Genomic DNA, 18,670 nt, shown 5'->3' on the forward strand with positions numbered 1-18,670 from the left:
TCAAGCCGGATAAAGGACCATGAACGAGCTTTTAAGTTCCTACCTGCCGATCGTCATCTTTCTCGGCATTGCGATGGTAATTGGTGTAGCCCTCCTGGTTGCGCCGTTTCTTGTCGCCTATAGACAGCCCGACCCCGAAAAGCTTTCTGCTTACGAGTGCGGCTTCAATGCCTTCGATGACGCCCGTATGAAGTTCGACATCCGTTTCTATCTGGTGTCGATTCTTTTCATCATCTTCGATCTGGAAGTCGCCTTCCTTTTCCCATGGGCTGTGTCCTTTGGCGAAATTGGCTGGTTCGGCTTTGCATCGATGATGGTGTTCCTTGGCGTTCTGACCATCGGTTTCATTTATGAATGGAAGAAGGGAGCGCTGGAATGGGATTGACCACAGCCAACACAACGCTCGTGGCTCCGCAGCCGAAGGGCATTCTTGACCCGCGCACGGGCAAGCCTGTCGGTTCCGACGATGCATTCTTCAACGATCTGAACAGCGAACTGTCCGACAAGGGGTTCATTGTCACATCCGCTGACGCTCTGATTACCTGGGCGCGTACCGGTTCGCTGATGTGGATGACCTTCGGTCTGGCATGCTGCGCCGTGGAAATGATGCACATTTCCATGCCGCGCTACGACGCCGAACGCTTCGGTATCGCTCCGCGCGCATCACCGCGTCAGTCCGACGTGATGATCGTTGCCGGCACGCTGACCAACAAGATGGCACCCGCTCTCCGCAAGGTCTACGACCAGATGCCGGAGCCGCGTTACGTTATCTCGATGGGTTCCTGCGCCAATGGTGGCGGCTACTACCACTATTCCTATTCGGTGGTGCGTGGCTGCGATCGCGTGGTTCCGGTCGATATTTATGTTCCGGGTTGCCCTCCGACCGCTGAAGCACTGCTCTACGGCATTCTGATGCTTCAGAAAAAGATCCGTCGCACGGGTACGATTGAGCGCTGAGCCGGTTATCGACCGGTTTGCGCAAGACAAGTTTTGTTAGGGTTCGACTGCCTGCCATCCCCTGAAAAGGGCCTCCCAAAAGGCAAGTGCGGTGTGAGTTCTAAAGAAGGAAGTTAGGAAAATGAGCGAAGAAGCTCTCGGTGAACTTTCCGGCTATATCAAGGAACGCCTCGGCGACGCGATCGAAGAGGCGAAACTTGCCTATGGCGAGTTGACGCTTTCGGTTCCGGCCGCGAGCATCATCAGCGTTCTGACCTTCCTGCGTGACGACGTGCAGTGCCAGTTCGTCAACCTGACGGATATTTCAGGCGTCGACTATCCGCAGCGCGCCAAGCGCTTCGATGTCGTTTATCAGCTGATGTCTCCGCGTCAGAACCAGCGCATCCGCGTCAAGGTTCAGGCTGACGAAGATACGCTGGTGCCTTCCGCAGTGCCGGTCTTCGTTGGTGCCGAATGGTTCGAGCGCGAAACCTACGACATGTACGGCGTTCTGTTCTCCGGCCATCCGGATTTGCGCCGCATCCTGACCGACTATGGTTTTGAAGGCCATCCGCTGCGCAAGGACTTCCCGCTCACCGGCTTCGTTGAAGTTCGTTATAACGACGAGCTGAAGCGTGTCGTGTACGAGCCTGTCCAGCTGCGTCAGGAATTCCGCAACTTCGACTTCCTCTCGCCTTGGGAAGGAACGGATTACGTTCTGCCGGGCGACGAGAAAGCCAAGGCGAACTGAGGGCATACTCATGGGCGCAGGCGAAAGATTGAACGGTCAATGTCTTTGCGGAGAGGTGAAATTCACTGCTTCTCCGGTGAAGATGGAAATGGATGTCTGCCATTGCAGCATGTGCCGGCGTTGGTCGGGTGGTGCTTTCATGGCCGTCAATTGCGGCACTTCGGTCGAAATCGAAAACGAAGCTGCCCTGGCGACTTACTCTTCTTCGGAATGGGGCGAACGCCGCTTCTGCTCGAAGTGCGGTTCGTCGCTGTTCTGGCGCGGTATCCATGATGGAATGACGGTTGTTTCGATGCAGGCCTTTGCCGAGCCGGAACGTTTTCATTTCGCCGAAGAAATCTTCATCGATAACAAGCCTGCGAATTACGATTTTGCCAATGACACCCACCGGATGACCGGCGAGGAGTTCTTGGCGGCTCTTGCAGCCAAACAGGAAGCTGAACATGGCTGAGACTCAGGTCCGCAATTTCAATATCAACTTCGGTCCGCAGCACCCTGCCGCGCACGGCGTGCTGCGTCTGGTGCTTGAACTCGACGGTGAAGTCGTCGAGCGCGTCGATCCGCATATCGGTCTGCTGCATCGCGGCACCGAAAAGCTGATGGAAGCCAAGACCTATCTTCAGGCTCTGCCTTATCTCGACCGCCTCGATTACGTGGCGCCGATGAACCAGGAGCACGCCTATGCACTCGCCGTCGAACGCCTGCTGGGCATCGATGTGCCGAAGCGTGGCCAGCTGATCCGCGTTCTCTATTCGGAAATCGGTCGTATCCTGAACCATCTTCTGAACGTGACCACGCAGGCCATGGACGTCGGTGCGTTGACGCCGCCGCTCTGGGGCTTCGAAGAGCGCGAAAAGCTGATGGTGTTCTACGAACGCGCTTGTGGCGCACGTATGCACGCAGCCTATTTCCGTCCGGGTGGCGTCCATCAGGACCTGCCGGATCAGCTCGTTGAAGACATCGGCAAATGGATCGATCCGTTCTTCAATACGCTCAACAATCTTGATGATCTCATCACGCCGAACCGTATTTTCAAACAGCGTAACGTCGATATCGGCGTCGTGAAGCTGGAGGATGCATGGGCATGGGGCTTCTCGGGCGTCATGGTGCGTGGTTCGGGCGCGGCATGGGATCTGCGCAAGTCGCAGCCTTACGAGTGCTACAACGAGATGGAATTCGACATTCCGATCGGCAAGAACGGCGACTGCTATGATCGCTACCTGATCCGTATGGAAGAAATGCGCCAGTCGGCACGCATCATGCGCCAGTGCGTTGATCTTCTGCTCGGCAAGGAGCGCGTCGGTCCGGTTTCCAACGCCGACAACAAGATCGTGCCGCCGAAGCGCGGCGAGATGAAGCGCTCGATGGAAGCGCTTATCCATCACTTCAAGCTTTACACGGAAGGCTATCACGTGCCTGCCGGTGAAGTTTACGCAGCAGTTGAAGCACCGAAGGGTGAATTTGGCGTCTTCCTCGTGTCGGACGGCTCCAACAAGCCTTATCGCTGCAAGCTGCGCGCTCCGGGCTTTGCCCATCTTCAAGCCATGGATTTCCTGTGCCGCGGCCATATGCTGGCTGACGTGTCGGCAATTCTTGGCTCGCTCGATATCGTGTTTGGTGAGGTTGACCGCTGATGTCCGTTCGCCGTCTCGCAGATGATGCCGTCCAGCCAGCCGCTTTCGCGTTCAACGCGGAAAATCAGGCGTGGGCGCACAAGACGATCGCAAAATTCCCCGAAGGCCGTCAGCAGTCGGCTGTCATTCCGTTGCTCATGCGTGCGCAGGAGCAGGACGGCTGGGTCACGAAAGCTGCTATCGAACATGTCGCAGGCATGCTCGAAATGCCGCTGATCCGCGTTCTGGAAGTCGCGACTTTCTATACGCAGTTCCAGCTGAAGCCGGTTGGCACACGCGCTCACATTCAGGTTTGCGGCACCACGCCATGCATGCTGCGTGGTTCGGAAGCGCTGATGGATGTCTGCCGTCACAAGATCAACCACGACCCGTTCGAGCTCAATGCCGACGGAACGCTGTCGTGGGAAGAAGTGGAATGCCAGGGCGCCTGCGCCAACGCACCGATGGTCATGATCTTCAAGGACGCCTATGAAGATCTGACGCCTGAGCGTCTTGCCGAAATCATCGATGCTTTTGAAGCTGGCAAGGGCGACACCGTGAAGCCGGGCCCGCAGGATGGACGTGTGACGTCCGAGCCGATCAATGGCCTGACCGCTCTGACCGAAGATCTCGACTACAAGAAGGTCGGCCTTGAGACCCGCAAGGCATCCGATGCCGCCGCAGCCAAGGCGAAGGCCGAAGCTGAAGAGAAGGCCAAGGCGGAAGCCGCTGCAAAAGCTGCCGACGAAGCGAAAAACGTCGCTCCTTCGAATGCTGCAAAGCCGGTAACCAATGCACCTGAAACCGATCCGGCGCTCAAGACGCCTTCGGATGTCAAGGTGTCGAAGGCTGCCGAAAAGGCCGCTTCGGTCGACAGCAAGCAGGCATTCAAGCTTGATGACAAGAACCGTCCGGTTGCCATGGAGCGTCCGGAAGCTGTTGACGATCTGAAGCTGATTTCCGGCGTTGGCCCGAAGATTGAGGAAACCCTGCATGAGCTGGGCATCTTCACCTTCAAGCAGGTCGCTTCCTGGAAGAAGGCCGAGCGCGAATGGGTCGACGGCTATCTCAGCTTCCACGGTCGCATCGAGCGTGAAGACTGGGTAAAGCAGGCCAAGGCTTTGGCCAAGGGCGGCGTCGAGGAATACATCAAGGTATTCGGAAAGAAGCCGGTATGATGACTTCGATATTGGCAAACACGAACGGAAACAGGTGAGACATGCTGGCTGATAAAGATCGCATCTTCACCAATATTTACGGCTTCAAGGATCAGTCCCTGAAGGGTGCCATGGCGCGCGGCCATTGGGACAACACCAAGGGCTTGATCGAAAAGGGCCGTGACTGGATCATCGACGAGATGAAGGCTTCGGGCCTGCGTGGCCGTGGCGGCGCTGGCTTCCCGACAGGTCTCAAGTGGTCGTTCATGCCGAAGCAGAGCGACGGCCGCCCGCATTATCTGGTCGTCAACGCCGACGAATCCGAACCGGGCACCTGCAAGGACCGCGAAATTCTGCGCCACGATCCGCATACGCTGATCGAAGGCTGCGTAATCGCCGGTTGCGCCATGGGCGCACACACTGCCTATATCTATATTCGCGGCGAGTTCATGCGTGAGCGTGAAGCGCTGCAGGCCGCTATCGACGAGTGCTACGAAGCCGGTCTGCTCGGCAAGGGCAACAAGTGCGGCTGGGATATGGATGTTCTCGTATCCCACGGCGCCGGTGCTTACATCTGTGGCGAAGAAACAGCTCTGCTCGAAAGCCTTGAAGGCAAGAAGGGCCAGCCGCGTCTGAAGCCTCCATTCCCGGCAAATATGGGCCTTTATGGCTGCCCGACGACCGTGAACAACGTGGAATCGATTGCCGTTGCGCCGACGATCCTGCGTCGTGGCGCGGCCTGGTTCTCGTCCATCGGACGCCCGAACAATGTCGGCACCAAGCTGTTCCAGATTTCGGGCCATGTGAACACGCCTTGCGTCATCGAAGAAGGCCTCGGCATTCCGTTCCGCGATCTGATTGAAAAGCACGGCGGCGGCATTCGTGGCGGCTGGGACAATCTGCTGGCGGTTATTCCCGGCGGTGCATCGTGCCCGGTCATCAAGGGCGAAGACATGATGGATGCCATCATGGACTTTGACGGCATGCGCGACAAGAAATCGTCGTTCGGCACCGGCGGCCTGATCGTCATGGACAAGTCCACCGACATCATCAAGGCGATTGCCCGTCTGGCAGCGTTCTTCAAGCACGAGAGCTGTGGCCAGTGCACGCCTTGCCGCGAAGGCACCGGCTGGATGTGGCGCGTGATGGAACGCATGGTCAAGGGTAACGCGCAGAAGCGTGAAATCGACATGCTGTTCGATGTGACCAAGCAGATTGAAGGTCACACGATCTGTGCGCTTGGTGATGCTGCTGCATGGCCTATTCAGGGCCTGATCCGTAATTTCCGTCCGGAAATTGAAAAGCGCATTGACGATTATACCCGCAACGCCGTTCAGAGCCGCAATATCCGTCTGGAAGCAGCGGAATAAGGCTTAACGAGTTGCATGCGGTTTGAAGAAGACCGCTCGAAAGTTTGAGATCTGGAAGATGCGGCATAAGCCGCAGGTTTGGATAAGCGATGGCAAATATTAAGGTTGACGGCACAGAGATCGAAGTACCCGATCACTATACGCTCCTTCAGGCTGCCGAAGCCGCGGGGGCTGAAGTCCCGCGTTTTTGTTTCCACGAACGGCTTTCCATCGCCGGAAACTGCCGCATGTGCCTTGTTGAAGTAAAGGGCGGACCGCCGAAGCCGGCGGCATCCTGCGCCATGGGCGTGCGCGATCTGCGTCCCGGCCCGAATGGCGAAGCGCCTGAAATCTTCACCAATACGCCGATGGTCAAGAAGGCCCGCGAAGGCGTGATGGAATTCCTGCTCATCAACCACCCGCTGGATTGCCCGATCTGCGATCAGGGCGGTGAGTGCGATCTGCAGGATCAGGCAATGGCTTTCGGCACCGACGGTTCGCGCTATCGCGAGAACAAGCGTGCCGTTGAAAACAAATATATCGGTCCGCTCGTCAAGACTGTGATGACGCGCTGCATTCACTGCACGCGCTGCGTCCGCTTCACGACGGAAGTTGCAGGCATTTCGGAACTCGGCCTCATCGGTCGTGGCGAAGACGCCGAGATCACCACCTATCTCGAACGCGCCATGACGTCGGAACTGCAGGGCAACGTTATCGATCTTTGCCCGGTTGGCGCTCTGACCTCGCGTCCTTACGCGTTCCAGGCCCGTCCGTGGGAACTGAACAAGACCGAAACCATCGATGTGATGGATGCGGTCGGTTCGAACATCCGCGTCGACACCCGTGGCCGCGAAGTGATGCGCGTCATGCCGCGTGTCAATGAAGCGGTGAACGAAGAGTGGATTTCCGACAAGACCCGCTTCATCTGGGATGGCCTGCGCACCCAGCGCCTCGACCGTCCTTATGTTCGCAAGGATGGCCGTCTGGTCGCCGCAAGCTGGCCGGAAGCTTTTGCCGCTATTGCTGCCAAGGTCTCCTCAACCTCCGCCGACAAGATTGGCGCAGTCGCTGGCGATCTGGCCTCGGTTGAAGAAATCTATGCGCTGAAGGGCCTGATGGCTTCGCTCGGCTCCGCCAATATCGATAGCCGCCAGGATGGTGCTGCTCTCGATCCGGCTCTGGGTCGTGCAAGCTATCTCTTTAACGCAACGATCGAAGGCATTGAAAACGCTGATGCTTTGCTCATCATCGGTTCCAATCCGCGCGTGGAGGCCGCAGTCCTGAACGCACGTATTCGCAAGCGTCAGCGCATGGGCCATTTCCCGGTCGCCCTGATCGGCGAACAGGCTGAACTGCGTTACGATTACGAATATCTGGGTGCTGGCGCTGAAACGCTAGCAGCAGTCGCTTCCGGCAAGAACGCATTCCGCGACGTGCTGGCCAAGGCTGAGTGTCCGCTGATCATCATCGGTCAGGGCGCGCTCACCGGCGAAAACGGTTCTGCAGTTCTGTCGACCGCAGCCAAGCTTGCTCAGGACGTCGGCGCCATCAAGGACGAGTGGAACGGCTTCTCCGTTCTGCACACTGCCGCTTCGCGCGTTGGTGCTCTGGATCTCGGCTTTGTGCCGGGTGAGGGCGGCAAGGTGGCTGGCGACATGCTGGGTAATCTTGATGTCGTGTTCCTGCTCGGTGCAGACGAACTCGACATGACCAGAAAGGGTTCGAGCTTCGTCGTTTACATCGGCACGCACGGCGATGCCGGCGCACACGCTGCCGACGTTATCCTGCCGGGTGCAGCCTACACGGAAAAGTCGGGCACCTGGCTCAACACCGAAGGTCGCGTGCAGCTCGGCAGCCGCGCCGGTTTCGCACCGGGCGAGGCAAAGGAAGACTGGGCAATCCTGCGCGCTCTTTCCGACAGCCTTGGCAAGCGCCTGCCGTTCGATTCGATGCAGCAGCTTCGCGCCAAGCTCTATGCGGACTATCCGCATATGCTGGCCATCGACACCATCACGCCTGCCTCGTCCGACGATCTCGTCGCGCTGGCAGCGAAAGCATCCAATCCGGGCGGCGGCGCTGCGTTCGTTTCCCCGGTCAAGGACTTCTACCTGACGAACCCAATTGCGCGCGCTTCCGCCGTCATGGCCGAATGCTCGGCGCTCGCGGCTGGCGGCTTCCAGCAGGCTGCCGAGTAAGCGAGAGAGAGACGGAACAATGGAAGGTATTTTTGCAGCTTACGTCTTGCCCGCGCTTATCATAGCGCTGAAGTCGGTCGTTCTGCTCGTCGTATTGCTGATCGTCGTCGCTTACCTGCTTTACGCAGATCGCAAGATCTGGGCAGCGGTACAGCTTCGCCGCGGCCCGAACGTTGTCGGTCCCTGGGGTCTGTTCCAGGCTTTCGCCGACTTGTTGAAGTTCGTCTTCAAGGAACCAATCATTCCGTCTGGCGCAAACAAGGGTGTCTTCCTCCTTGCGCCTTTCGTTTCTGCCGTTCTTGCAATGGCAACCTGGGCGGTCATTCCGGTCAATGAAGGCTGGGCCATCGCCAATATCAATGTCGGCATTCTCTATATCTTCGCCATTTCTTCGCTCGAAGTTTACGGCGTGATCATGGGTGGCTGGGCATCGAACTCGAAGTATCCGTTCCTCGGTGCGCTTCGTTCGGCTGCACAGATGGTTTCCTACGAAGTCTCCATCGGCTTCGTGATTGTCACGGTTCTGCTGACGGTTGGCTCGCTCAACCTGACCGACATCGTGCTTTCGCAGAATACGGGCCTTGGCACCATGCTCGGTCTTCCGGCTTCGTTCCTCGACTGGAACTGGCTGGCTCTGTTCCCGATGTTCGTGATCTTCTTCATTTCGGCACTTGCCGAAACGAACCGTCCGCCATTCGACCTTGTCGAAGCTGAATCCGAACTCGTGGCCGGTCACATGATCGAATATTCGTCCACGCCGTTCCTTCTGTTCTTCCTTGGCGAGTATGTGGCGATCACGCTGATGTGCGCCCTGATGACGACGCTCTTCCTTGGCGGCTGGCTGCCTCCGGTTGACGTTTGGTTCCTCAACTGGGTTCCGGGCATCATCTGGTTCATGCTGAAGCTCTGCTTCTGCTTCTTCCTCTTCGCAATGGTGAAGGCTTTCGTTCCGCGTTACCGCTACGACCAGCTGATGCGCCTTGGCTGGAAAGTGTTCCTGCCGATCTCGCTCTTCATGGTTGTCGCAACCGCGACCTTCCTCAAAGTCTTCGGTCTGGCGTAAGGAGTAATAACTATGGCTTCATTCGCTCAAGCAGCCAAATCGCTCCTGCTCAAGGAATTCGTCGGCGCGTTCTTTCTTTCCATGCGCCAGTTCTTCGCGCCCAAGGCGACGTTGAACTACCCGCATGAAAAGGGCCCGGTCTCTCCGCGATTCCGTGGAGAGCACGCGCTGCGCCGTTATCCGAACGGTGAAGAACGCTGCATCGCCTGCAAGCTTTGCGAAGCGATCTGCCCGGCGCAGGCCATCACCATCGAGGCCGGTCCGCGCCGCAACGACGGCACCCGCCGCACGGTGCGTTACGACATCGATATGGTGAAGTGCATCTATTGCGGTTTCTGCCAGGAAGCATGCCCGGTGGATGCCATCGTGGAAGGTCCGAATTTCGAATTCGCGACCGAAACCCGCGAAGAACTCTACTATGACAAGGACAAGCTCCTTGCCAATGGCGACCGTTGGGAACGCGAAATCGCGCGCAATATCGCGATGGATGCGCCATATCGCTGATTGGTTTTGCTGAAACCTCGTTTCGGCATCCGGTTTGAAAAGCGGCAACAGGAAGGGGCGGCCCATCTTGTTGCTGGAATTTAAGTTTCGCGAATATTCGCGGCAAACAAAGACTAAAGCGAGCGAGGCAATAAGGCTTTGCTCACGGAAAGGTGTTGGGGGATCCCCATGCTGACAGGTATTGCGGCAGCGTTTTTCTATCTGTTCGCTTTCATCATGATCGCAAGCGCGTTCATGGTGATTGCGGCACGCAACCCCGTGCATTCGGTGCTGTTTCTGATCCTCACGTTCTTCAATGCGGCAGCTCTGTTCCTGCTGACCGGGGCCGAGTTCCTCGCCATGATCCTGCTCGTCGTTTACGTCGGTGCAGTGGCGGTTCTCTTCCTCTTCGTCGTCATGATGCTGGATGTGGACTTCTCCGAACTGAAGCGCGGCGCATTGCAATATGCACCGGTCGGCGCTCTGGTCGGTCTGATCTTGCTCGGCGAACTGATCTTCGTGTTCGCAAGCAACATGTTTGCGCCGAAGCTGGGGCAGGGTTCCGTGCCGATCCCGAATATCGCCGAGCGGAGCAATACCGCTGCTCTGGGCGACATTCTCTACACCGACTTCGTCTTCTACTTCCAGGTTGCTGGTCTCGTCCTTCTGGTCGCGATGATCGGCGCCATTGTTCTGACGCTGCGGCACAAGCCGAATGTCAAGCGCCAGTCCATCCCGACCCAGGTAGCTCGCATGCCCGAAACGGCGATCGAGATCAAGAAGGTCGAAACGGGCAAAGGCATCTGAGGATAAGCATATGGAAATCGGTATCGCCCACTATCTCACCGTTTCGGCCATCCTGTTTACGCTTGGCGTCTTCGGCATTTTTCTGAACCGCAAGAACGTCATCGTCATCCTGATGTCGATCGAATTGATCCTTTTGTCGGTCAATCTCAATTTCGTGGCGTTCTCCAGCCAGCTCGGCGACATGGTCGGGCAGGTCTTCGCCCTTTTCGTTCTGACTGTTGCTGCTGCCGAAGCAGCCATCGGTCTGGCAATTCTCGTTGTTTTCTTCCGTAATCGCGGCTCCATCGCGGTGGAAGACGTCAATGTTATGAAAGGTTGACGGGCAAATGCTCTATTACGCGATCGTCTTCCTTCCGCTTCTCGGCTTCCTGATTGCCGGTCTTTTCGGCAATCAGATCGGAGCCAAGGCGAGCGAATACATCACTTCCGGTTTCATGGTCATCGTCGCGATCCTGTCCTGGGTCGTCTTCTTCCAGATTCCGCTTGGCCACGATGCAGAAACCGTCCGCATCCCGGTTCTTCACTGGGTGACATCGGGCGCGCTTTCCTTTGACTGGTCACTGCGCGTCGATACGCTCACCGGCGTCATGCTGGTCGTGGTGAACTCGGTGTCGGCTCTCGTGCATATCTATTCCATTGGATATATGCACCACGATCCGCATCGTCCGCGCTTCTTCGCCTATCTGTCGCTCTTCACTTTCGCCATGCTCATGCTGGTCACGTCGGACAATCTGGTCCAGATGTTCTTCGGCTGGGAAGGCGTGGGTCTGGCTTCGTACCTCCTGATCGGTTTCTGGTTCCAGAAGCCTTCGGCCAATGCAGCCGCCATGAAGGCGTTCGTCGTCAACCGCGTCGGCGACTTCGGCTTCCTGCTCGGCATCTTCGGCGTCTTCGCGCTGTTCCAGTCGGTCGACTACAACACGATCTTTGCTGCGGCAGCCAATTATCTGCCGGCTGAAGGCGCTGCCGATGCCAATCAGGTCGTTCTGAACTTCCTCGGCTATCAGCTCGACAAGCAGGGCGCGATCACGATCACCTGTCTGCTGCTCTTCATGGGGGCGATGGGCAAGTCGGCGCAGTTCCTGCTGCACACCTGGCTTCCGGACGCCATGGAAGGCCCGACCCCGGTTTCGGCTCTCATTCACGCCGCTACCATGGTTACCGCGGGCGTGTTCATGGTCGCCCGCATGTCGCCGATCTTTGAACTGTCGCAGACCGCTCTTCTGGTCGTGACCATCATCGGCGCCACCACTGCCTTCTTTGCGGCAACGGTCGCTCTCGTACAGAACGACATCAAGCGCGTGATCGCCTATTCGACCTGTTCGCAGCTCGGCTATATGTTTGCAGCGCTTGGTGTGGGTGCCTATGGCGCCGCCGTGTTCCATCTGTTCACGCACGCTTTCTTCAAGGCGCTTTTGTTCCTTTGCGCCGGTTCGGTTATCCATGCCGTTTCGGAAGAGCAGGACATGCGTCGCATGGGCGGCCTGCGCAAGCTGATCCCCATCACCTACTGGATGATGGTCATCGGTACGGTTGCCATTACGGGCCTCGGTATTCCGGGCACGATCATCGGCACTGCCGGTTTCTTCTCCAAGGATGCGATCATCGAATCCGTCTTCGCTTCGCACAGTGCTGCCAGCGGCTACGCTTCGACGCTTCTCATCGTTGCAGCGCTCTTCACGAGCTTCTATTCATGGCGTCTGATTTTCATGACCTTCCACGGCAAGCCGCGCGCTTCGGCGGAAGTCATGCATCATGTCCATGAATCGCCAGCCGTCATGTTCGTTCCGCTGCTGATCCTCGGCGTCGGTGCACTCTTTGCCGGTGTCGTGTTCAAGGAACTCTTCTTCGGCCACGAATATGCCGAATTCTGGAAGGGCGCGCTGTTCACTTCGGCTGCCAACCAGATCCTTGAGGAATACCACCATGTTCCTCTGTGGGTTAAGCTGTCGCCGTTCATCTCGATGGTTCTCGGCTTTATCGTCGCCTGGATCTTCTACATCCGCTCGCCGGAAACGCCGAAGGCGCTGGCTGCCCGTCATCGTGGCCTCTACCAGTTCCTTCTCAACAAGTGGTACTTCGACGAACTGTACGATTTCCTCTTCGTACGTCCGGCTCGCTGGCTTGGCCGCTTGTTCTGGAAGGGTGGCGACGGCTGGCTTATTGACGGCTTCGGCCCGGATGGCATCTCGGCTCGCGTGCTCGATGTCACCAACCGCGTCGTCAAGATGCAGTCCGGATACCTTTATCACTACGCATTCGCGATGCTGATCGGCGTCGCCGCGCTCGTCACTTGGATGATGCTCGGGAGCTCTTTCTGATGACCGACTGGCCAATTCTCTCAACGGTCACGTTTCTGCCGCTTGTCGGCGCGTTACTGATCCTTCTGATCAAGGACGACAGCGAGGCTTCGCGTCGCAATATCCGCAATGTCGCGCTGCTGACGACGATATTCGTCTTCATCCTGTCGCTCGTCATCTGGGCAGGGTTCGATAATTCGAACCCCGGCTTCCAGATGGTCGAACAGATCGACTGGATGGGTGGCGGCATCAGCTACCACATGGGCGTGGACGGTATCTCCGTCCTGTTCGTGGTGTTGTCGGCTTTCCTCATGCCCTTCTGCATTCTCGCAAGCTGGATATCGGTGGAAAAGCGCGTCAAGGAATACATGATCGCGTTCCTCATTCTGGAAACGCTGATGATCGGCGTGTTCTGCGCGCTCGACCTGTTCCTGTTCTACGTGTTCTTCGAAGCAAGCCTTATCCCGATGTTCATCATCATCGGCGTGTGGGGCGGCAAGCGTCGCGTCTATGCGAGCTTGAAGTTCTTCCTCTACACGCTTCTGGGCTCGGTTCTGATGCTCATCGCCATCATGGCCATGTACTGGCAGGCTGGCACGATGAACATCGTGGAACTGCAGAAGTACAGCTTCCCTGCCGGGATGCAGACATGGTTATGGCTCGCCTTCTTCGCGTCCTTTGCCGTGAAGATGCCGATGTGGCCGGTCCATACCTGGTTGCCGGATGCGCACGTTGAAGCGCCGACGGCAGGCTCGGTCATTCTGGCCGGTATCCTGCTGAAGCTCGGCGGTTACGGCTTCCTGCGCTTCTCGCTGCCGATGTTCCCGCTGGCGTCCGCCGATTTTGCTCCGCTGATCTTCACGCTGTCGGTCATAGCCATCATCTACACGTCTCTGGTCGCTCTGGTTCAGGAAGACATCAAGAAGCTGATCGCGTATTCGTCGGTTGCCCACATGGCCTATGTGACCATGGGTATTTTTGCCGCGAACGAGCAGGGCATTCAGGGCGCCATCTTCCAGATGCTGTCGCACGGTATCGTGTCGGGCGCGCTCTTCCTCTGCGTCGGCGTGATCTATGACCGCATGCATACCCGTGAAATTGCGGCGTTCGGCGGTCTGGTGAACAACATGCCGAAATATGCGGTGGCCTTCCTCATCTTCACGATGGCGAATGTGGGCCTGCCGGGTACTTCGGGCTTCATCGGTGAATTCCTGACGCTGTTCGGTGTGTTCCGGGTCAATACCTGGGTGGCACTGTTCGCAACCACGGGTGTCATCCTCTCGGCGGCTTATGCGCTCTGGCTCTACCGTCAGGTAGTCTTCGGTGCATTGACGAAGGAAAGCCTGAAGGCGCTCCTCGACTTGAGCCCGCGTGAGAAGATCATTCTCTACCCGCTTGTGGCGCTCACCATCTTCTTCGGTGTGTATCCGACCCCGGTCTTCGACGTGACCGCCGGTGCCGTGAACGCCCTGGTCCAACATTACGACGCAGCACTCGCGGGCACCGCGAGCGCCGTGCTGGCACAGTAAGAAATAAAGGCGTAGGTCATGCAGACTGATCTGATAGCTCATCTGACCCTTGCAGCACCGGAGGTTCTCCTTGCTGTAGGCGCCTTGGCACTGCTCATGATTGGCGTGTTCTCCGGCGAACGGGCGACCACGCTCGTCAACGGATTATCCGTCGCGGTGCTTATTGCAGCGCTGGCTCTGGTGGTCCTTTTCCCAACGAACGGCGCCGCATTCGGCGGTGCCATCGTCAATGACAGCTTCAGCCGCTTCATGAAGGTGCTGACGCTGATCGGCTCCATCGTGACGCTGATCATGTCGGTCGGCTTCGCCAAGGCTGAGAAGTTCGACAAGTTCGAGTTCCCGGTCCTGATCGTGATTTCCACGCTCGGCATGCTGCTGATGGTTTCAGCATCCAACATGCTGTCGCTCTATCTCGGTCTCGAACTGCAATCGCTGGCGCTCTACGTTCTGGCAGCGTTCAACCGCGATAGCGTCCGTTCGACGGAAGCTGGTCTGAAATACTTCGTTCTCGGTTCGCTTTCCTCGGGCATGCTGCTTTACGGCATTTCGCTCGTCTACGGTTACACCGGCCACATCGGCTTTACCGAAATCGCCCAGGCCGTCTCCGGCGGTCAGCGTGAACTCGGTCTGGTGTTCGGTCTCGTCTTCATTCTGGCCGGTCTGGCATTCAAGATTTCTGCCGTTCCGTTCCACATGTGGACGCCGGACGTCTATGAAGGCGCGCCGACCCCGGTAACGGCATTCTTTGCCGCCGCCCCGAAGATGGCTGCCATGGCGCTCATCATCCGCGTCGTCTCGGAAGCCTTTGCTCCGGTCACCCATGACTGGCAGCAGGTCGTGATTTTCATCGCGCTTGCCTCGATGGTCCTTGGTGCGTTTGCCGCCATCGGCCAGCGTAACATCAAGCGCCTGATGGCTTATTCCTCGATCAGCCATATGGGCTATGCGCTCGTTGGTCTGGCCGCCGGAACGGTGATCGGCGTGAAGGGCGTGATGATCTACATGGCAATCTACCTTGCCATGACGCTCGGCACCTTCGCGTTCATTCTCGCAATGCGCACCAAGGACGGCAATGTGGAGAGCATTGAGGATCTGGCCGGTCTGTCCCGCACCAATCCGGTGCTGGCAACGATCATGACCATCTTCCTGTTCTCGCTCGCTGGCATCCCGCCGCTCGCCGGTTTCTTCGGAAAGTGGTACACCTTCCTTGCCGCCGTCGAAGCGGGTCTCTATCCGCTTGCCATCATCGGTATCGTGGCTTCGGTCGTGGGCGCGTTCTACTACCTGCGCATGATAAAGATCATGTGGTTCGATGAGCCGACGGGTGGTTTCGTTCCGGTCGCAGGCGAGCTTCGCCTCGTTCTCGGCGTAACGGGTGCCTTCGTGCTCTTCTACGTCTTCCTTGCTGGTCCGATCGGCGGATTTGCCGAAGCCGCAGCCAAGACGTTTTTCTGATTAATGCAAAAGGCGGAAGCATAAATGAGTTTTGCGCTTTCGCCTGTTGCGGCAAATGAGGGCTACCGTCTCGAAGCTTTCGAGACGGTAGGTTCCACCAATGCGGTTGCTCTCGAACGGGCAGCCAGCGGTGATCCGGGCAAGCTCTGGCTTGTTACGAAGAGACAGGAAAGCGGTCGCGGAAGACGGGGCCGTGCCTGGTCTACGCCGGAAGGCAATCTTGCCTCCACACTGCTTCTTGTTGAATCCTATGAAATGAAAATGGCGGCAACGCTTGGTTTTGTTGCCGGTCTGTCGCTCGCCGATGCACTTGATGCGGTGTTCGCAGCCACGGGGCCTGCCGTGCCGCCGACAATCGGCCTCAAATGGCCGAACGATGTCCTGCTCAATGGCGCCAAACTCACCGGCATCCTGCTTGAATCGTCCATTCTGGCGAAGAATTTGTTCGCCGTTGCCATCGGTATCGGGACCAATGTGGTCGCCTTTCCCGATGACCTGCCTTATGCAGCAACGTCGTTGCAGGCTCTCGGCAGCAAATGCGATGCCGAGACTTTGTTCGCAGCCTTGTCGGATGCCTGGTCGGTCAACTATCGCGTCTGGAATGAAGGGCGCGGTCTCGACGATATTCGCAAGCGCTGGCTGCAGCGCGCGCATGGCCTTGGCCAGAATGTAACCATGCAGGTTGAAGGCCGTATCATCGAAGGTCGTTTTGAGACAATCGATGAGGCATGCCGTTTTGTTATTCGCGAGGACGAAGGTTCGCGAGTTGCGGTAACGGCTGGCGATGTCTATTTCGGAACTGCTGCAACAATACGCAAATAATTGCTTTATCGCATCTTACTAGGGTTGCAACGGGACAACTTTAGGTCCAGTTGATGCCGCAAGGCGGGATTAATCACAGAGGAAATTTCATGGCCCGATCCAATACTACTGAACTCGTCTTTCTGCCGCTTGGCGGCGTAGGCGAAATCGGCATGAATTTGGCCATGTATGGCTTCGGTCCTGCGGATAACCGTGAATGGCTTGTCGTGGATATGGGGGTGAGCTTTGCGGGGCCTGAACAGCCGGGCGCTGATCTCATCCTGCCGGATATCCGCTATCTCGAGGCTGAAAAGCACAATCTGCGCGGCATCGTTATCACCCATGCGCATGAAGACCATTTCGGTGCTTTGCTCGATCTGTGGCCGCGCCTGAAGGTTCCGGTTTATGCGACGCCATTCACCGCCGGTCTGCTTGAAGCCAAGCGACAGTCGGAACACGGTGCGCCCGAAATTCCAATCACGATCTACAAGGCAGGCGAGAAATTCGAAGTCGGGCCTTTCAAGCTTGAAGCTGTCGCAGTAACCCACTCCATTCCCGAGCCGGTTTCGCTGGCTATTACGACACCGCTCGGCACGGTCGTGCATACGGGTGACTGGAAGATGGACCCGGAACCATCGCTCGGACCGGTTATCGATGAGGCGCGTTTCCGCGCTATCGGTGATGCAGGCGTTCTGGCGCTGATCTGCGACTCCACCAATGCTTTGCGCGAAGGCGAGTCTCCTTCGGAACGTCAGGTGGGCGAGAGCCTGCGCGAGTTGATTGAAAATGCGCGCGGTCGTGTGGCCATCACCACTTTCTCTTCCAATGTCGGTCGTATCCGGTCGATTACCGAAGCAGCACGCGATGCGGGCCGTCAGGTGCTGGTGGTTGGGCGTTCGATGAAGCGCGCCATCTCCGTCGCCACAGAACTTGGCTATATGGAAGGCTTGCCGGAATATCTCAGCGAAGAGGATTACGGCTATATTCCACGCGAAAACGTGGTGATGATCCTTACCGGCAGTCAGGGCGAACCGCGCGCGGCACTCGCCAAACTGGCACGTGACGAAATGCGCAGCCTCGCGCTGACGGCGGGCGATACGGTCATCTATTCATCGCGCGCCATTCCGGGCAATGAAAAATCCATTCTCGACATCAAGAACCGCCTGATTGATCGGGGTATCAAGATCATCGGTGATGAGGATGCATTGGTCCATGTGTCGGGCCATCCACGGCGCAGCGAATTGCGTCGCATGTATTCCTGGGTTCGTCCGCAAATTCTGGTGCCGGTGCATGGCGAAGCCGCTCATCTGGTCGCGCAAGGTTCTCTTGGCGCGATGGAGGGCATCGAGCAGGTCGCGCAGGTGCGTGACGGCGACATGCTGCGTCTGGCACCCGGCAAGGCGGAGATTATCGATGAAGCGCCGGTTGGCCGGATTTACAAGGACGGCAAGCTGATCGGTGACGAGGAAGAAATCGGCATGGTCGAGCGTCGCAAGCTCGCTTATGTCGGTCATGTCGCCGTTTCGGTGCTGCTGGACCGTGAACACAAGATCATCGATGAGCCCGATCTCGTAACTTTCGGCGTGCCGGAAGAAAACGCGCAGGGCGACCTGTTGGAAGACATCCTGCTGGATGCAGCCATCGAGGCCATCGACAGCATTCCGCGCGTTCGCCGCAAGGATATCGAGCTTGTCCGGGAGTCCGTGCGCCGTGCCGTTCGCGCTGCGGCAAATGAAGCATGGGGCAAAAAGCCGGTAGTGACCGTATTCGTGAATAGGATACGGTAGTCATACGGATTGCAAAATGACCGGCATGGGAGGTGCTGATGCTCGAACGCTTGAACCACGTGGCGATTGCCGTTCCGGATATCGATGCCGCGGCAGCGCTTTATCGCGGCAAGCTCGGTGCGAAAGTCACCGAGCCGCAGGCACTGCCTGAACATGGCGTAACCGTGGTTTTTATCGACGTCGGCAACACCAAGATCGAATTGCTGGAACCGTTGGGTGAGGGGTCGCCGATTGCGGCGTTTCTGGAAAAGAATCCTTCCGGCGGGATGCACCATCTGTGCTATGAGGTTGCGGACATAATTGCCGCTCGCGACCGCCTCAAGGCGGAGGGTGCGCGTATCCTTGGAGATGGCGAACCGAAGACCGGCGCCCATGGCAAGCCAGTTCTGTTCCTGCATCCCAAGGATTTCAACGGCACACTGATCGAACTGGAAGAGGTGTAAT

Annotated in this window: 18 protein-coding genes; all 18 read left to right on the top strand. The window is 57.6% G+C overall.

All coding sequences use genetic code 11. The features are described 5' to 3' along the window. Positions 1 to 19: 19 nt before the first annotated feature. The 18 genes from OHI65_RS14265 to mce all read left to right on the top strand — a co-directional run bounded on the left by OHI65_RS14265 (position 20) and on the right by mce (position 18,669). On the top strand, positions 20 to 385 hold the full coding sequence (locus OHI65_RS14265) for an NADH-quinone oxidoreductase subunit A (protein WP_006466588.1): 366 nt from the start codon (positions 20 to 22) through the stop codon (positions 383 to 385). Beyond that, positions 376 to 957, top strand: coding sequence for a NuoB/complex I 20 kDa subunit family protein (locus OHI65_RS14270; protein ID WP_010661172.1), 582 nt, complete (start codon positions 376 to 378; stop codon positions 955 to 957). Before OHI65_RS14265 ends, OHI65_RS14270 begins: the two co-directional genes overlap by 10 nt. 121 nt (positions 958 to 1,078) lie before the next feature. Beyond that, complete coding sequence (locus OHI65_RS14275) at positions 1,079 to 1,687, top strand: NADH-quinone oxidoreductase subunit C (RefSeq protein WP_010661173.1); 609 nt, start codon at positions 1,079 to 1,081, stop codon at positions 1,685 to 1,687. Positions 1,688 to 1,697: 10 nt separating this feature from the next. Continuing rightward, positions 1,698 to 2,138 (top strand): GFA family protein, encoded by a 441-nt coding sequence (locus tag OHI65_RS14280; protein ID WP_012092261.1) that lies wholly within the window; start codon positions 1,698 to 1,700, stop codon positions 2,136 to 2,138. Further along, a complete protein-coding gene (locus tag OHI65_RS14285) occupies positions 2,131 to 3,321 on the top strand; it encodes an NADH-quinone oxidoreductase subunit D (RefSeq protein ID WP_010661175.1) in 1,191 nt (396 codons plus the stop codon). Before OHI65_RS14280 ends, OHI65_RS14285 begins: the two co-directional genes overlap by 8 nt. After that, positions 3,321 to 4,478, top strand: a complete 1,158-nt coding sequence (locus tag OHI65_RS14290; RefSeq protein ID WP_010661176.1) for an NADH-quinone oxidoreductase subunit E — start codon at positions 3,321 to 3,323, stop codon at positions 4,476 to 4,478. The genes OHI65_RS14285 and OHI65_RS14290 overlap by 1 nt, the downstream gene beginning before the upstream one ends. A gap of 41 nt (positions 4,479 to 4,519) precedes the next feature. Continuing rightward, the gene (nuoF, locus tag OHI65_RS14295; protein ID WP_010661177.1) at positions 4,520 to 5,827 is read left to right on the top strand and encodes an NADH-quinone oxidoreductase subunit NuoF; all 1,308 of its coding nucleotides are present in this window, start codon (positions 4,520 to 4,522) and stop codon (positions 5,825 to 5,827) included. An 89-nt stretch (positions 5,828 to 5,916) separates the two neighbouring features. Then, on the top strand, positions 5,917 to 8,001 hold the full coding sequence (gene nuoG, locus OHI65_RS14300; RefSeq protein WP_012092260.1) for an NADH-quinone oxidoreductase subunit NuoG: 2,085 nt from the start codon (positions 5,917 to 5,919) through the stop codon (positions 7,999 to 8,001). 19 nt (positions 8,002 to 8,020) lie between these two features. Then, positions 8,021 to 9,064, top strand: a complete 1,044-nt coding sequence (gene nuoH / locus OHI65_RS14305) for an NADH-quinone oxidoreductase subunit NuoH (RefSeq protein WP_010661179.1) — start codon at positions 8,021 to 8,023, stop codon at positions 9,062 to 9,064. A 12-nt stretch (positions 9,065 to 9,076) separates the two neighbouring features. After that, on the top strand, positions 9,077 to 9,568 hold the full coding sequence (gene nuoI / locus OHI65_RS14310) for an NADH-quinone oxidoreductase subunit NuoI (protein WP_007874549.1): 492 nt from the start codon (positions 9,077 to 9,079) through the stop codon (positions 9,566 to 9,568). Positions 9,569 to 9,736: 168 nt separating this feature from the next. Further along, the gene (locus OHI65_RS14315; RefSeq protein ID WP_264359076.1) at positions 9,737 to 10,354 is read left to right on the top strand and encodes an NADH-quinone oxidoreductase subunit J; all 618 of its coding nucleotides are present in this window, start codon (positions 9,737 to 9,739) and stop codon (positions 10,352 to 10,354) included. Between the two features lie 10 nt (positions 10,355 to 10,364). Next, positions 10,365 to 10,673, top strand: coding sequence for an NADH-quinone oxidoreductase subunit NuoK (gene nuoK, locus OHI65_RS14320; protein WP_006466598.1), 309 nt, complete (start codon positions 10,365 to 10,367; stop codon positions 10,671 to 10,673). Between the two features lie 7 nt (positions 10,674 to 10,680). Further along, complete coding sequence (nuoL, locus tag OHI65_RS14325; RefSeq protein ID WP_012092258.1) at positions 10,681 to 12,675, top strand: NADH-quinone oxidoreductase subunit L; 1,995 nt, start codon at positions 10,681 to 10,683, stop codon at positions 12,673 to 12,675. Continuing rightward, positions 12,675 to 14,183 (top strand): NADH-quinone oxidoreductase subunit M, encoded by a 1,509-nt coding sequence (locus tag OHI65_RS14330; protein ID WP_010661182.1) that lies wholly within the window; start codon positions 12,675 to 12,677, stop codon positions 14,181 to 14,183. The genes nuoL and OHI65_RS14330 overlap by 1 nt, the downstream gene beginning before the upstream one ends. 18 nt (positions 14,184 to 14,201) lie before the next feature. Then, positions 14,202 to 15,638, top strand: coding sequence for an NADH-quinone oxidoreductase subunit NuoN (nuoN, locus tag OHI65_RS14335; RefSeq protein WP_010661183.1), 1,437 nt, complete (start codon positions 14,202 to 14,204; stop codon positions 15,636 to 15,638). Between the two features lie 24 nt (positions 15,639 to 15,662). Further along, positions 15,663 to 16,460, top strand: a complete 798-nt coding sequence (locus OHI65_RS14340; protein ID WP_151689765.1) for a biotin--[acetyl-CoA-carboxylase] ligase — start codon at positions 15,663 to 15,665, stop codon at positions 16,458 to 16,460. An 89-nt stretch (positions 16,461 to 16,549) separates the two neighbouring features. Continuing rightward, the gene (locus OHI65_RS14345; RefSeq protein WP_010661185.1) at positions 16,550 to 18,226 is read left to right on the top strand and encodes a ribonuclease J; all 1,677 of its coding nucleotides are present in this window, start codon (positions 16,550 to 16,552) and stop codon (positions 18,224 to 18,226) included. A gap of 38 nt (positions 18,227 to 18,264) precedes the next feature. Beyond that, entirely contained in the window at positions 18,265 to 18,669 is a 405-nt protein-coding gene (mce, locus tag OHI65_RS14350) for a methylmalonyl-CoA epimerase (RefSeq protein ID WP_006471802.1), read from the top strand. Position 18,670 lies beyond the last annotated feature (1 nt).

The organism is Brucella sp. MAB-22 (assembly GCF_025908475.1).
GTDB lineage: Bacteria > Pseudomonadota > Alphaproteobacteria > Rhizobiales > Rhizobiaceae > Brucella > Brucella anthropi.

Bases quoted from the DNA above. Each gene is read 5' to 3' on its own strand.
- nuoL (WP_012092258.1), top strand. From the start codon at position 10,681: ATGCTCTATTACGCGATCGTCTTCCTTCCGCTTCTCGGCTTCCTGATT.
- OHI65_RS14275 (WP_010661173.1), top strand. From the start codon at position 1,079: ATGAGCGAAGAAGCTCTCGGTGAACTTTCCGGCTATATCAAGGAACGC.
- nuoK (WP_006466598.1), top strand. From the start codon at position 10,365: ATGGAAATCGGTATCGCCCACTATCTCACCGTTTCGGCCATCCTGTTT.
- OHI65_RS14330 (WP_010661182.1), top strand. From the start codon at position 12,675: ATGACCGACTGGCCAATTCTCTCAACGGTCACGTTTCTGCCGCTTGTC.
- OHI65_RS14340 (WP_151689765.1), top strand. From the start codon at position 15,663: ATGAGTTTTGCGCTTTCGCCTGTTGCGGCAAATGAGGGCTACCGTCTC.
- OHI65_RS14270 (WP_010661172.1), top strand. From the start codon at position 376: ATGGGATTGACCACAGCCAACACAACGCTCGTGGCTCCGCAGCCGAAG.
- OHI65_RS14265 (WP_006466588.1), top strand. From the start codon at position 20: ATGAACGAGCTTTTAAGTTCCTACCTGCCGATCGTCATCTTTCTCGGC.
- nuoN (WP_010661183.1), top strand. From the start codon at position 14,202: ATGCAGACTGATCTGATAGCTCATCTGACCCTTGCAGCACCGGAGGTT.
- OHI65_RS14315 (WP_264359076.1), top strand. From the start codon at position 9,737: ATGCTGACAGGTATTGCGGCAGCGTTTTTCTATCTGTTCGCTTTCATC.
- OHI65_RS14345 (WP_010661185.1), top strand. From the start codon at position 16,550: ATGGCCCGATCCAATACTACTGAACTCGTCTTTCTGCCGCTTGGCGGC.
- nuoH (WP_010661179.1), top strand. From the start codon at position 8,021: ATGGAAGGTATTTTTGCAGCTTACGTCTTGCCCGCGCTTATCATAGCG.
- OHI65_RS14290 (WP_010661176.1), top strand. From the start codon at position 3,321: ATGTCCGTTCGCCGTCTCGCAGATGATGCCGTCCAGCCAGCCGCTTTC.
- nuoF (WP_010661177.1), top strand. From the start codon at position 4,520: ATGCTGGCTGATAAAGATCGCATCTTCACCAATATTTACGGCTTCAAG.
- nuoI (WP_007874549.1), top strand. From the start codon at position 9,077: ATGGCTTCATTCGCTCAAGCAGCCAAATCGCTCCTGCTCAAGGAATTC.
- OHI65_RS14280 (WP_012092261.1), top strand. From the start codon at position 1,698: ATGGGCGCAGGCGAAAGATTGAACGGTCAATGTCTTTGCGGAGAGGTG.
- mce (WP_006471802.1), top strand. From the start codon at position 18,265: ATGCTCGAACGCTTGAACCACGTGGCGATTGCCGTTCCGGATATCGAT.
- OHI65_RS14285 (WP_010661175.1), top strand. From the start codon at position 2,131: ATGGCTGAGACTCAGGTCCGCAATTTCAATATCAACTTCGGTCCGCAG.
- nuoG (WP_012092260.1), top strand. From the start codon at position 5,917: ATGGCAAATATTAAGGTTGACGGCACAGAGATCGAAGTACCCGATCAC.